The organism is Streptomyces sp. WY228, assembly GCF_019287315.1.
Classification (GTDB): domain Bacteria; phylum Actinomycetota; class Actinomycetes; order Streptomycetales; family Streptomycetaceae; genus Streptomyces; species Streptomyces caviscabies.
On the sequence record NZ_CP079114.1, the window covers coordinates 484,781 to 498,088 of the forward strand.

Annotated in this window: 14 protein-coding genes; 5 read left to right on the plus strand and 9 right to left on the minus strand. The window is 72.9% G+C overall.

Features of this window, described 5'->3' with window-relative positions; all coding sequences use genetic code 11:
* Window positions 1-38: 38 nt before the first annotated feature.
* The 3 genes from KV381_RS02050 to KV381_RS02060 all read right to left on the minus strand — a co-directional run bounded on the left by KV381_RS02050 (window position 39) and on the right by KV381_RS02060 (window position 1,246).
* Window positions 39-476, minus strand: coding sequence for a DUF2267 domain-containing protein (locus KV381_RS02050; protein WP_030082326.1), 438 nt, complete (start codon window positions 474-476; stop codon window positions 39-41).
* Between the two features lie 52 nt (window positions 477-528).
* Entirely contained in the window at window positions 529-717 is a 189-nt protein-coding gene (locus tag KV381_RS02055; protein WP_193464180.1) for a hypothetical protein, read from the minus strand.
* 97 nt (window positions 718-814) lie between these two features.
* A complete protein-coding gene (locus KV381_RS02060) occupies window positions 815-1,246 on the minus strand; it encodes an Hsp20/alpha crystallin family protein (protein WP_193464179.1) in 432 nt (143 codons plus the stop codon).
* Window positions 1,247-1,384: 138 nt separating this feature from the next.
* On the opposite strand from KV381_RS02060, the gene KV381_RS02065 reads away from it, so the two are divergent.
* The gene (locus KV381_RS02065) at window positions 1,385-2,065 is read left to right on the plus strand and encodes a hypothetical protein (RefSeq protein WP_030630155.1); all 681 of its coding nucleotides are present in this window, start codon (window positions 1,385-1,387) and stop codon (window positions 2,063-2,065) included.
* 47 nt (window positions 2,066-2,112) lie between these two features.
* Here the strand turns inward: KV381_RS02065 and KV381_RS02070 are convergent, their stop codons facing one another.
* Window positions 2,113-2,898 carry an SAM-dependent methyltransferase gene (locus KV381_RS02070; protein ID WP_030630153.1) on the minus strand — a complete coding sequence of 262 codons (786 nt, stop codon included), beginning with the start codon at window positions 2,896-2,898 and terminating at the stop codon, window positions 2,113-2,115.
* A gap of 283 nt (window positions 2,899-3,181) precedes the next feature.
* Between KV381_RS02070 and KV381_RS02075 the strand changes: the two genes are divergently transcribed.
* A complete protein-coding gene (locus KV381_RS02075) occupies window positions 3,182-3,574 on the plus strand; it encodes a hypothetical protein (protein WP_158688306.1) in 393 nt (130 codons plus the stop codon).
* 164 nt (window positions 3,575-3,738) lie between these two features.
* Complete coding sequence (locus KV381_RS02080; RefSeq protein ID WP_218784340.1) at window positions 3,739-5,067, plus strand: dienelactone hydrolase family protein; 1,329 nt, start codon at window positions 3,739-3,741, stop codon at window positions 5,065-5,067.
* Window positions 5,068-5,092: 25 nt separating this feature from the next.
* Here KV381_RS02080 and KV381_RS02085 read toward each other — a convergent pair whose 3' ends face one another.
* Complete coding sequence (locus tag KV381_RS02085) at window positions 5,093-6,046, minus strand: 5'-nucleotidase (RefSeq protein WP_218784341.1); 954 nt, start codon at window positions 6,044-6,046, stop codon at window positions 5,093-5,095.
* A 214-nt stretch (window positions 6,047-6,260) separates the two neighbouring features.
* Between KV381_RS02085 and KV381_RS02090 the strand changes: the two genes are divergently transcribed.
* Entirely contained in the window at window positions 6,261-8,321 is a 2,061-nt protein-coding gene (locus tag KV381_RS02090; RefSeq protein WP_218784342.1) for a neutral/alkaline ceramidase, read from the plus strand.
* Window positions 8,322-8,325: 4 nt separating this feature from the next.
* Here the strand turns inward: KV381_RS02090 and KV381_RS02095 are convergent, their stop codons facing one another.
* From KV381_RS02095 to KV381_RS02110, 4 genes are all read right to left on the minus strand, one after another.
* A complete protein-coding gene (locus KV381_RS02095) occupies window positions 8,326-8,808 on the minus strand; it encodes an NUDIX domain-containing protein (protein ID WP_086778631.1) in 483 nt (160 codons plus the stop codon).
* Window positions 8,809-8,841: 33 nt separating this feature from the next.
* Window positions 8,842-10,431 carry an apolipoprotein N-acyltransferase gene (gene lnt / locus KV381_RS02100; protein ID WP_218787164.1) on the minus strand — a complete coding sequence of 530 codons (1,590 nt, stop codon included), beginning with the start codon at window positions 10,429-10,431 and terminating at the stop codon, window positions 8,842-8,844.
* 189 nt (window positions 10,432-10,620) lie between these two features.
* Window positions 10,621-11,196, minus strand: a complete 576-nt coding sequence (locus KV381_RS02105; RefSeq protein WP_193464175.1) for a hypothetical protein — start codon at window positions 11,194-11,196, stop codon at window positions 10,621-10,623.
* Window positions 11,197-11,266: 70 nt separating this feature from the next.
* Entirely contained in the window at window positions 11,267-12,052 is a 786-nt protein-coding gene (locus KV381_RS02110; protein ID WP_103547013.1) for a glutamate racemase, read from the minus strand.
* A 58-nt stretch (window positions 12,053-12,110) separates the two neighbouring features.
* Here KV381_RS02110 and KV381_RS02115 point away from each other — a divergent pair, with 58 nt between their 5' ends.
* On the plus strand, window positions 12,111-13,292 hold the full coding sequence (locus tag KV381_RS02115) for a glycosyltransferase (RefSeq protein ID WP_030082300.1): 1,182 nt from the start codon (window positions 12,111-12,113) through the stop codon (window positions 13,290-13,292).
* Window positions 13,293-13,308: the final 16 nt, after the last annotated feature.

Here is a 13,308-nt window from a genome sequence, read left to right on the forward strand (position 1 = left end):
GGCGGCACCGATTCCGGTGCCGCCACGAAGCCACCGGATCAGGCGGCCTGCGCCAGTAGTTCGGCGCGGCCGAAGAGGAGCGCGTAGCCGGGCGGCAGCTGGGCGACGATCCGGGCGACGAGGTCGTCGCCGACCACTGAGGCGATCTGACTGAGGACGACGCCGGCGTCCCACCGCGCGGTCGCCGGAGTGCCTCCGGTCCGCTCGGCGAGATCGCGGACGAAGGCGGCTCCGGAGCACTGCCGCACCGCAGGGACTTCGGCGGTGAAGACCAGCGCGGCCTCTCTGGGCAGTGCGGCGGCGAGCGCGACGCGTTCGTCGCCGGTGACCTGACGGCCGAGCGCGCCCAGTACCGCGCGGAGGCTCTCCTCGGCGCGTTCGCGCGTCGGATAGGCGCCCTCGTAGCGGATCTTCTCCAGCAGACGGCCGGTCGTCGTACCCTCCGGTGCGCCGGTCTTCCGAGGTTCGTGGATCATCGTGGCGGCAGTCCTTCTCGTCGGTGGGGACGGGCGGGCGAGGTGGATCACGTCAGGTGTCCCTCGCCCGCCCGCCGAAGAACACGTCGTAGTCGGGAGGCAGTTGAAGCGGGATGCGCCGGGTGGGATCCCCGCCGGCCGCGTCCGCGACGACGCGCGCGGCGCGTTCGGCCTCCGTCCGCGTCCCGTACTCGCCACGTTCCCGGACCCGGTCCAGGAACGACTCCCGTCGCAGCGTCATCTCGGCTGCCCCCTCGAACGGGGTGGGCGGGAGCCGGGACCGGAGGAAGAGGGGGAGATCCGTCCCGGCCCTCGCCGCTGTCGCGGACCGACCTCGGTCAGCCCTTGATCTGCTTGCGCCGGGACTCCCCGCCGATGGCGATCTTCCGCGGCTTGGCGCGCTCGGCGATCGGGATGCGCAGGGTCAGCACACCCGCCTCGTAGTCGGCGTCGATGTGTTCGGTGTCGAGCGTGTCCGCGAGGACGATCTGCCGGGAGAAAGCGCCGAGCGGACGCTCGGAGAGCTCCATCTGCACGCGATCGGCGTTCGCCACGGGCCGGCGCTCGGCCTTGACGGTCAGCATGTTCCGCTCGACGTCGATGTCGATCGCGTCCGGCGAGACCCCGGGGAGATCGAATGCGACCACGTACTCGTCGCCCTCGCGGTACGCGTCCATCGGCATCGCCGAAGGCCGCGACCAGGTGCCGGGGCGCAGGAGTTGCTCGGAGATCCGGTCGAGTTCACGGAAGGGGTCGGTACGCATCAGCATGACGGAAACACCTCCAGTCGATCGGGCGGACAGCCCGTGCTTTTCACCTGACACCGTTGTAGCATGTCATCCATTCGATGACAACTGACCATGTCACCGAAAGGACGACAGAATCCTCGAGAGTGCCAAGGAGACCCCGTGCCCGCATCAGCCCACCCCGAACGGCCCGACCGCCCCGCGCCGGACGCCATCACCTTCCTCGCGGCGTCGGCGGCCCTCAAGGCCATCGACGAGGCGGTCCGTGACGCGCATGCCGGCACCGGTGACGCGACCGGCTCCGCACCGGACACCGAGAGAGCCCAGGCCCTGGCCTCGCTCCAGCTGTTGCGCGAGGTGCGGGAGCAACTCGCGGGCTGGGAGACCGGACTGATCGAGACGGCCCGAGCGGCGGGAGCGAGCTGGGCCGACCTCGCCGACCCGCTGGGCGTCGCCAGCCGGCAGGCCGCCGAGCGACGCTATCTGCGGCTGCGCCCCGGCTCCGCGGGCAGCACCGGCGAGCAGCGGGTCCAGGCGACCCGGGACCGCCGGGCGGGGGACCGGTCGATCACCACCTGGGCCCGGGAGAACGCAGCGGACCTGCGGTCCCTTGCCGGACAGATCACCGCACTGGCCGACCTCCCCAGCTCGGCGGACGGCTCGCTGGACCGGCTCCGCCAGGCGCTCGGGACCGACGACGCCGCCGCCCTGGTCACCCCGCTCGGCGCACTCCATCCTCATCTCGCGCCGGGTCACCGGCAATTGGCGGACCGCGTCGATTCACTCACCCGCCACGCCGGTCGACTGCGCGAGGACACGGCCAACCGGAGGCGGAGCGGATGAACCGCACCGCCGTACGGCGGTGGCCACGGCGACGCCCGCGCCCGCGATCACGGCTTGCGGGCGACCAGGCCCCACTGGTCGACGGGCACCGCGTCCTCCTCCTCGGGCCGCCAGCGGTCAATCGGGCCGAAACCGGGTTCGACCAGCTCCAGGCCCTCGGCACAGCCGGTGATCTCCTCCGGTTCCCGGACGAGGTAGGGCGGGTTGTCGCCCGACGCGTACGCCTCCTGGGCCGCCAGCGTCTGGGGGGTCTTCACCGTGTCGCACAGCACCAGATAGCTGCCCGAGGGCATCCGGGACAGATACCGCTGGACGACCTCGATGCCCTCGGCCGGGACGAGGTGTCCGAGGGTCGAGAGCAGGAGCACGGCGACGGGCCGGGACAGGTCGAGCGTCTTCGCCGCCTCGTCCACCACCGTGTCCGTCGCGGACAGATCGGCGTCCACATAGGCCGTGCGGCCTTCCGGGGCGCTGGTCAGGAGCGCCTCGGCGTGGGCGAGGACGATCGGGTCGTTGTCCACATAGACGATCCGCGAGTCGGGCGCGATGCTCTGCGCCACCTCATGGGTGCTGTTCGCCACCGGCAGCCCGGTCCCGACGTCCAGGAACTGGCGCACTCCCGCCGAGGCGAGGTAGCGGATCGCGCGGATCTGGAACGCGCGCGAGGCTCGGGCGATGTCGACCATCTGCGGGTAGGCCGCGCTCACCACCTCGGCCAGCTCCCGGTCCACCGGGTAGTGGTCCTTGCCGCCCAGCCACGCGTTCCAGACGCGCGCCGAGTGGGGAACGTCGGACCGGATGCTGCGGCGGAATTCTTCGTCGTCGACGCTCATCTCTCTCCTCTACTCGCTGTCCGTGCACGGCCGTTGACCGGATTCACGCTGGTCGGGGCCTGGTGGTGACCGTACCCCGCCGTTCGACGGCACGCGGTGGAGACGGGGCCGCGGCGCTCGTCCGTCCGGCTCAGCGGGCGTGGCGCGGCACAGCCCACACCACCCCCCGCGTCGTCACTCTGCGTATCATGATCGTGACCTCAGGTACGCAGAGTGAGGGGCGTCCGCTCCGGGTGGCCGTCCCGACAGAGATCCGGAGTCCACCATGTTCCCGATTCCCGCCATGAAGCGTCTTCTCGCCGGTCTGGCCCTGGCCGGGGCCGTATCGGGCCTCGCCACGGCTCCGGCGACCGCCCGGCAGGCCGAGGCCCTCGGACAGTGCTCGGTGAGCGCGAGCAACCCGATGCACACCGGCGACTACGTCTGGGCCGAGGCTCCGTGGAACTGTTCCACGCTGCCTCCGGACGGCGGTGCGAAGATCTATGTGAAGCTCTTCCGTGACGGCGCTCTGGTGAAGTCCGCCGAGTTCTGGCGGGACGGTGCGTTCAACTTCGTCTACTCGACCGGCGTCCCCTGTGTCGGTGGCACGCACACGTACCAGGTGCGAACGCACGGCTGGGACAGCGACCACATCAACTACGACGCGTGGAGCCAGGAGATCTCACTCGGCTGCTGACCACGGGAGCGGTCCGGACCCGGCCGGGGTTCGGACCGGATCCGCCCGTACGACGGGGTACGCGTACGGGATGACACGCGCCCTCTCCGTATGCGTCTCAGGTCGCACACGGTTGCGACGTGAGCGCGATGCGGCGGGCCGCCGGCCGGCCGGACGATGTCCGGATGAACGATCCGACCGCGGGGCTGCCGTTGTCCGCCCCGGAAGCCCTCGCCGTGCTCGGCGCCCTCGTCCTCGTGGCGGCCCGCTGGCTCCCCGAGCGGCTGCGCGGACCGGCCGCGCTCGCCGCCGGAGCGTTGCTGGCGGGATCGGTGACCGTCCTCGTCACCGGTGGTGGCCCGGCGCGTGGCGGGCCCGGGTGGCTGGCCCGGGTCGGCGGCTGCGTGTCCGTATGGGCGTTTCCGGTGCCGAACTTCCCCGCGCCCTCGGGGGACTTCCCGGTGGGCACCGAGGCGCTGGAGTGGTCCGCGCGCCCCGCCGGAGCCGGTCCGGACGCGGAGCCGCGCACGCTCGTGGTGCAGCTCTGGTACCCGGCGGGCCGGAGCGGTCCGGACGCCCGGCGGGCGCGGTACCTCGGACGTACGGAGGCGGAGGCGCGCACGGTCTCCTCGGCGTTGGCGGACTACGCCGGGGTACCCGGATTTCTGCTCGACTCCCTGCCGCGCGCCCAAAGCCACGCGGTGCCGGGTGCGCCGGTCGCGGACGGCGGCGGGCGCTTCCCGGTGGTGGTGTTCTCGCCCGGGCTCGGCGGTGTGCGCACCCAGAACACCGCCTGGGCGGAGGAACTGGCCTCCCACGGCTATGTCGTGGCGGCCGTCGACCATCCGTACGACTCCGCCGCCGTGGTCCTGTCGGACGGGCGGACCCTCCGTACCCGGGTCTCGGCCACCGGCGACCGGGCGAAGGACCGGGCGGCGGCGGAGGGGTGGACCCGGACGCGCGCCGGTGATCTGCGGGCGGTGCTCAGCCGGCTGGAGCGGCTGGACCGGGGCGAGGACGAAGGGCCGTTGGCCGGGCGGATCGACACCGGGCGGGTCGCGGCGGCCGGGCACTCGCTCGGCGGCGCGGCCGCGTTGCGGGCGGCCCGTCAGGACCGCCGGTTCGACGCGGTCGTCGATCTGGACGGCTTTCCGCACGGGCCCGTCGGCGATCGTTTCGAGCAGCCCGTGCTGGCCCTGACCCAGGAGATCGGACCGCGGACCGACCCGGACTATCTGCCCCGGCTGACCCGGGTGCTGGAGCTCAGCGACACAGCGGGTTACCGGCTGACCGTGCCCGGCGCCGCGCACCTCACCTTCACCGACGCCCCGCTCTACCTGCCGCCGGTGCCCGGCGTCATCGGTTCCCCTGGCCGTACGGAAGGCCCCCGCATCACGGCCGGGGCGACCCGGTCCTTCCTGGACGCCACCCTGCGCGGCACCGCCGTCGATCTGCCGGCCGCGCTCTCCGCGTACGGGGAGGTGACGGTGCACCGGCCGGAGGGCGCCGGCTGAACCGGTCGGCCGCGCGGGTACGTGTTCAGGCGTCCGGGGCCGCGGGCGCCACCGGTTCGTTGAGCTTCCCGAACGGCACATGCACGCTCGGGGTGGTCCGCGAGGTGCTCTCCAGGTGGCCCTGCTGGTCGTCGAAGAAGATGTGCGGCTTCAGGATCTTCATGATCCGCCCCTTGTCGATGCCGCCGAGGAAGAACGCGTCGTTCACGGTCACGCCCCAGCCCTTGAGGCTCTGCACCGCGCGCTCGTGCGCGGGCGCGTTGCGTGCCGTGACGATGGAGACGTGCAGACGGGTCCGGTAGTCGGGGTTCTTCCGGCGTTCCAGCTCCTCGCACTGCTGGATCCGGTTCACGTTCGCCAGGAAGTCCCGCAGCGGCCCGGCGTCGTGCGGAACCCCGGCGTGGGTGACCTCGTGGGCGCGGAACTTCTCGATGCCGCCCTCCTGGAACACCTGCTCCGACGCGTCCGTGGCCAGGACCCCGTCGAAGTCGAAGGAGATCCGCAGGTCGTGGTCGTCCACGTCGTCCTCGTACGGAGCGCCCAGGACATGTCCGGCGGGCAGCCCGGCGGCGACCGCGTCCCGGACGTCCTGTTCGTTCGCCGACAGGAACAGGGACATGTTGAGGGCGGGCATGAACCGGTGGGGCGAGCGGCCCTGCGTGAAGATGGCCCGGCTGATGGGCAGACCGTGGCCCTCTATGGAGCGCATGACCCGCAGTCCGGTGTCGGGATCGTTGCGGGACAGGACGATGACCTCGACCAACGGGTCGTTCACCTCGCCCAGGTCGTTCAGCGACAGCAGACGCCGGATGAAGGGGAACGCGGTCCCCGGGCGGAGCCGGTCGCCGACGTGCTGCTCCTGGTAGGCGCGGTAGCCCTCCTCGCCCTGTTCCTGGAAGACGGCGTCCGACTCGGTCAGGTCGAAGAGAGCGCTGGACGCGATCCCGATGACCAGCCGGTCGGCCAGTTCGTAGTGCACGGCACCCCCTTCGGTCGGCACTGTGCCGACGCGCCCCAACTATCGCACCGTCGCACGGCCGTTCGCGCACGGACCGCCTTCCTCTTTACTGGCCGGTAGACATCTATGCGACGCAGGTCACACTCCTCTACCGTCGGGGCACTGCCCCGGCCCCTCCACATCGGTGAGCCGCCGACCGGGCCCGGGCAACCCGTCTCCCGCCCCAGGAGGTTCCATGCCACCCCCCACCACCCGCCGCTCCCGGCGCAGGCTCCCCGTCGCGGTGCTCGCCGCCGCCCTCGGGGCGGTCACCCTCGGCGCCCCCTCCCCCGCCACCGCTTCGGGCGCCGCCGACCACGGGGGCTATCTCGTCGGGCGCGGCATCGCCGATGTCACGGGCGAGGCCGCCGAGACCGGGATGATGGGCTACTCCAGCTTCGACCAGAAGACCTCGGGCATCCATCAGCGGCAGAGGTCGCGCGCCTTCGTCGTCGTCGACCGGTCGAGCGGCAAGCGTGTGGTGTACGTCAACGCCGACCTCGCGATGATCTTCCAGTCCGTCCAGCAGGGGGTCATCGCCCGGCTGAAGGAGCGTTACGGAAGCCTGTACGACGAGGAGAACGTGCTGCTGTCGGCCACGCACACCCACTCGGGGCCCGGCGGGCACTCCCACCACGTCGCCTACAACCTCTCCGTCCTCGGCTTCCAGAAGGAGACCTACCGGGCGATCGTCGACGGCATCACGGACTCCGTCGCGAAGGCCCACGAGGACCTGAAGCCCGGCACGATGAGTCTGGGCACGGGGACGCTCACCAACGCCAGCGTCAACCGCTCCCGGGAGGCGTTCGACCGCAACCCGGCGGCCGACCGGGCGGCCTTCCCCGACGCGATCGACCCGGCGATGACCGTGCTGCGCTTCAAGCAGGGTGACAAGGACGCGGGCGCGATCAGCTGGTTCGCCACCCACAACACCTCGATCACCAACAAGAACACGCTCATCAGCCCGGACAACAAGGGGTACGCCGCCTACGCCTGGGAGCACGACCACGAGGGCGTGCGCTATCTCGACGACACCCCGGGGTTCGTCGCGGCCTTCCCGAACACCAACGCCGGCGACATGTCGCCGAACCTCAACCTGAAGCCCGGATCCGGGCCCACCGAGGACGAGTTCGAGAACACGCGCATCATCGGTGAGCGGCAGCTCGACAAGGCCCGCGAGATCTACGACAGGGCCCGGCCGGTGGCCGGAGGCGTGGACTCCAAGCTCGCCTACGTCGACATGGAGAACGTGACCGTACGCCCGGAGTACACCCCGGACGGCAAGGAGCAACGCACCTGCCCGGCCGTCGTGGGCGCGTCCACGCTGGCCGGCAGCGTCGAGGACGGCCCGGCGATCCCGGGCTTCGAGGAGGGCACCCGCACCCCGGTCGCGGGCATCATCGACGCGCTGCGCATCGACACCCCGTCCTGGCTGCAGACCTGCCAGTACCCGAAGGCGAGCCTGATCCCGACCGGTCTGCTGAGCAACGTCCACCCGGTCACCCCGAAGATCCTCCCGCTGCAGATCATGAAGATCGGCGAGCTGCATCTGGTGGCCGCCCCGGGCGAGTTCACGATCACCTCCGGTCTGCGCGTGCGCCGCACGGTGGCCGAGCGGCTGGGTGTCCCGCTGGACCGCGTCCTGCTCCAGGGGTACGCCAACGCCTACAGCCAGTACGTCACGACGCCGGAGGAGTACGACACCCAGAACTACGAGGGCGGCTCCACGCTGTACGGCCGCTACACCCTGCCCGCCTACCAACAGGAGTACGACCGGATCGCCACGTCCCTGCGCGAGGGCACCGACCCGGAGCGGGGCACGGCGCCGCCGGACGAGTCGGCGCGGCAGTTCACCTTCCAGACGGGGGTCGTGTACGACAACCCGCCCTCGGGCCAGGCGTTCGGCGGGGTCCTGAAGGCCCCGGAGGCCTCGTACGCGCGCGGCTCCACCGCGACCGTCGAGTTCGCGACCGGCCACCCGAAGAACAACGTCCGCCGGGGCTCCACCTTCCTGGAGGTGCAGCGGCTGGAGAACGGCTCCTGGCAGCGGGTGCTGGACGACGGTGACTGGGAGACCACCTACCGCTGGACCCGCCTCAACGGGCTGACCGGCACCTCGAAGGCCACGATCACCTGGGACATCGCGGCGGACACCGCGCCCGGCAGCTACCGGATCGTGCACCACGGGGACGCGAAGAACCTGCTGGGCAGGATCACGCCGTTCACCGGGACGACCGGGACCTTCACCGTGCGGTAGCGGTTCAGGTCGTGCGCGGGGTGGGCTGGAACCAGGCGGGGCCCTCGGTGAGGGCCTGCTTGATGCGGAACAGGGCGAACTCGCCGAGCGGCGGGAGCCCGTCCAGCGGGAACCAGCCCACCTCCAGCGACTCGTCGTCATTGACGCGCGCCTCGCCGCCGGTCGCCCGGCAGCGGAAGGTGATGTCGAGATACTGGCAGCGGTCGCCGTTGGCGTACTGCACGGGCTCCAGCGCCTGCGTGAGCACCACCCGCTCGGCGACGCAGTGCACGCCGGTCTCCTCCAGCACCTCGCGCTCCGCCGTCGCCGCGGGCTCCTCGCCCGGCTCGGAGATCCCGCCGATGACCGACCACTTCCCGGTGTCCGCGCGCCGCCCGAGCAGCACCCGGCCCTCGTCGTCGAGGACGATGGCCGTCACCCCGGGCAGCAGGAGCAGCTGATGCCCGGCGGTGGCGCGGATCTCACGGATGAAGTCGGGAGTAGCCATGGATCCGAGCCTACGTGGCCGGACCGGGTACTCCTACGCGGTGCCCCCGCTCCTGCGTGCCCGGAGCGCCGAGACGCCCACCCAGCCGAGGCCCGCCAGGGCCAGCAGCGCGATGACGCCCTCGGGCAGCGGGCCCATCCGGGTGGCGGGGGTGAGCGAGGAGCGCAGCGGCACCTCGGCGACGAGGGCGTCGGGGGTGAACATCCCGGTCTTCTCGACGATCGTGCCGTCCGGGCGGATCACCGCGCTGACCCCGCTGGTGACGGGGACGACGACGGCCCGGCCGTGCTCGACGGCCCGCACCTGGGACATGGCCAGCTGCTGGTAGGTCATCTCGCTGCGGCCGAAGGTCGCGTTGTTGCTGGGCACGGCGATCATCCGGCCGCCGTGGGTCACGGTGTCGCGTACGGCGTCGTCGAAGGCGGCCTCGTAACAGGTCACGAGCCCCACCTTCGTGCCCGCGAGGTCGAAGACGCCGACCTCGCTGCCGGGGACGAACTCGCGCTGCACCCGGTCGACGTCCTCGCTGAAGAAGCGGGCGACCGTGCGCATCGGCATGTACTCGCCGAACGGCTGGATGTGCCGCTTGTCGTAGGTGTCGACGGGGCCCCGGTCCGGGTCCCACTCGATCAGGGTGTTGCGCAGGCTGTCGGAGCCCTTCTCGACGACCGAGCCGACGACCGTGGGGGCGCCGATCGCCTTGACGGCGTCGTCGATGACCTGGCGGGCGTCCGCGTTGAGGTAGGGGTCGAGGTCGGAGGAGTTCTCCGGCCACAGCACGAAGTCGGGCTGCTTCGCCTTGCCCGCCTTCACCTCGTCGGCGAGCTGGGTGGTGCGCTTGGCGTGGTTGTCGAGGACGGCGCGGCGCTGGGCGTTGAAGTCGAGGCCGAGGCGCGGCACGTTGCCCTGGATCGCGGCGACGGTGGCCGTGCCGTTCTCGGCCGAGTCGTCGACCAGGGGCAGGGCCGCGAGGGCGCCGGCGATCGGTACGAGGACGCTCGCGGCGGCCCCGGCGACGGCCGCGCGGGGGAGCGTGCCGGTGGACCGGTACGCCAGGGCCTGGCGCACCGCCTCGTAGAGCCCGAAGCCGCACAGCACGACGGCGAAGGAGAGCAGCGGGGTCCCGCCGAACGCGGCGAGCGGCAGGAAGGCGCTCTCGGACTGGCCGAAGGCGATCTTGCCCCAGGGGAAGCCGCCGAACGGGATCCGGGCGCGGACCGCCTCGTCCAGGACCCAGACCGCGGCCGCCCACACGGGCCAGTACGCGAGGCGGGTCACCGCGGCGATGCCCAGGCACCCCACGGCGATGAAGAGCCCCTCCGCGGCGGCCAGGGCCAGCCACGGCACCGGGCCGACGTCCTCGCCGGTCCAGTGCAGCAGCGGCAGCATGAAGCCGAGGCCCGACAGGAGGCCCAGCCCGAAGGCGGCCCGGAGCCGGCGGCCGTGCAGCACCCAGCCGAGCAGCGCGAACCCGGGCAGCACGAGCCACCACACGGTCCGGGGCGGGAAGCTCGCGTAGAGCAGGAGTCCGGACAGCACGGCGGCGGCCGGGCGGAGGAGCCGCGGCAGCAGTCGGGCGGCCCGGGGTGCTGCGGCGGGCGGCGGGTCGTCGACGGGGGTCATGGTGGCGCTCACCCGGCGGAGTCTACGGTGGGCGGCTGTGAGCGGCGGCGTTGACCTGCGCGGGACCGGGACACGGGTGGCGGCTCCTGGGCGGCTCCGCACGGCTCGGTGGCGGCGCGGGGCGGGGCGGTGCCGGGCTTCCGGGCGGCGCGGGGCGAGGCGGTCGGCGGGCGGAGTGGGGTGACGCGGTCAGTCGCCGGACCGGCCGCCGGGCCGGTTGCCGGTGGCCGGCAGGTGGAGGCGTTGCCGGATGAACCGTACGGCCGTCTCCGCGTCGTCGACCGTGACGGTGAAGACCCGGCCGTCGCCGAGGCGCAGCGCCATGCCCTCGCCCTTGCGGACCACGACGGCGGTGCCCTGCTCGGGGCGCCAGCGGTAGCCCCAGCCGCCCCACTGGCGCGGGTTGATCCGGGGGACGAAGTCCGCGCCCGTCACATGGCTGAGCAGGATCCGGCGGCGCGGCAGACCGGCGTGGCCGCAGCGCACCTCCAGGCTGTCCCCGTCGACCTTGACGGACACATGGACGAAGGCGAGCGTTCCGAACAGGATCAGGAGTCCGGCGGCGAGGCAGCCGATCACCGACATGAGCAGCGGGGCGATGCCCGAGGTCCAGGCTCCGTCGACGGCGAGCTCGATGCCGAGCGCCACACAGCCCGCGCCCGCCAGGGCCAGCAGCCACTGCATGCGATTGGTGGCGCGGCCGTTCCACTCCGTGGGCGGCGCCTGGCTCGACCCGTGCCTCGCACTCTCGGGGTGGTCCGTCATATGCAGCAGCGTAGCCGCGTTCCGGGTTTCGGGCCGGGGACTCGGAGGGCCGATCGGGCGAGAAGTACGCTCAGCGGACGGGGGCCGCGGCCGCCAGGATCCGGCCCTCGGCGTAGGTCAGGGCGGTTTCCGGGAGGGCGGCGGGGCGGCCGCCCCGGAGCACGGTGAGTGTGCCGGAGGGTTCGGCCGTCGGGGCGGGATCCGCGCCGATCCGGCGCAGCGCCTGGGCGGCGACCGCCCCGGCCGAACCGTGCAGGGCGAGCGGCGGGCGGCCGGGCCGCTGCACGGCGTCGCGGATCCGGGTGGCGACCAGCTCGTAGTGGGTGCAGCCGAGGACGACGGCCCGGACGTCGGGCGGGGTGAGGGCGGCGGCCGCCGCGACGGCCCGGTCGATCGCGGCCTCGTCGCCGTGCTCCACGGCGTCGGCGAGCCCGGGGCACGGGACCTCGGTGACCTCGGCGGAGCCGCCGAAGTCGCCGATCAGTCCGCGCTGGTAGGGGCTGCCGGTGGTGGCCGGGGTGGCCCAGATGGCGACGGATCCGCCACCGGCGGCGGCGGGCTTGATCGCGGGGACCGTGCCGATGACCGGCAGGGCGGGCTCCAGCTCGGCGCGGATCGTGGGCAGGGCATGGACCGAGGCGGTGTTGCAGGCGATGATCAGCGCGTCGGGCCGGTGGGCCGCCGCGGCGCGGGCCACGGCCAGTGCGCGGGCGGTCACGTCCTCGGGCGTGCGGGGCCCCCAGGGCATCGAACCGGGGTCGCTGGAGAGGACGAGTTCGGCGTCGGGCCGCAGGCGGCGCACGGCGGCCGCTGCCGCCAGCAGGCCGATTCCGGAGTCCATGAGCGCGATCTTCACCCGGTCACCCTAGCCGACAGCCCTTGCGGACCGGGCTCAGTGGGGCAGACTTCGGCGGATGAGCGCCGTTGCCTGGATCGCCGTGGGTTCGCTGATCGCGTGGGTGTGGCTGCTGCTGGGCCAGGGCTTCTTCTGGCGGACGGACCAGCGGCTCCCCCGGCGCACCGACCCGGCCCGCTGGCCGTCGGTGGCGGTGGTGGTGCCGGCCCGCGACGAGGCGGAGATGCTGCCGGTGAGCCTGCCGTCGCTGCTGGTCCAGGACTATCCGGGGGACGCGCGGATCATCCTCGTCGACGACTGCAGCAGTGACGGCACCGGGCAGCTGGCCCGGGATCTGGCCGCGCGGTACGGCGGGCTGTCGCTGACCGTGGTGTCGCCCGGGGAGCCGGAGCAGGGCTGGACGGGCAAGCTGTGGGCCCTGCGGCACGGGATCGCGGTGGCCCGGCGGGAGAAGCCGGACTTCCTGCTGCTGACCGACGCGGACATCGCGCACGAGCCGGACAGCCTGCGCGAACTGGTCGCCGCGGCCGGTCCCGGCGGTTCCGACGGCTTCGATCTGGTGTCGCAGATGGCGCGGCTGCGGGTGGAGAGCGTCTGGGAGCGTCTGGTGGTGCCCGCGTTCGTCTACTTCTTCGGGCAGCTCTACCCGTTCCGCCGGGTGAACCGGCCCGGGTCGCGGACGGCGGCCGCGGCCGGGGGCTGTGTGCTGCTGCGCACCGAGGCCGCCGAGCGGGCGCGGATCCCGGAGTCGATCCGGCAGGCGGTGATCGACGACGTGTCGCTGGCGCGGGAGGTGCGGCGCGGCGGCGGCCGGATCTGGCTGGGGCTCGCGGAGCGGGTGGACAGTGTGCGGCCGTATCCCCGGCTGGCGGATCTGTGGCGGATGGTCGCGCGGAGTGCGTACGCCCAGCTGCGGCACAGCCCGCTGCTGCTGGCGGGGACGGTGCCGGGGCTGCTGCTCGTGTACGTGGCGCCGCCCGCGACGCTGGTGGCGGGGGTGCTGACGGGCGACGGGGTGGCGGCCTGGGCGGGCGGTGCGGCGTGGGCGGTGATGACGGCGACGTATCTGCCGATGCTGGCCTACTACCGCCAGTCGCCGTGGCTGGGCCCGCTGCTGCCGCTGACGGCGGTGCTGTATCTGCTGATGACGGTGGACTCGGCGGTGCAGCACTACCGGGGGCGGGGCGCGGCCTGGAAGGGCCGTACGTACGCACGCCCGGAGGCCGCGCCCGACCGGTGACGCCGCGCCCGGGCCG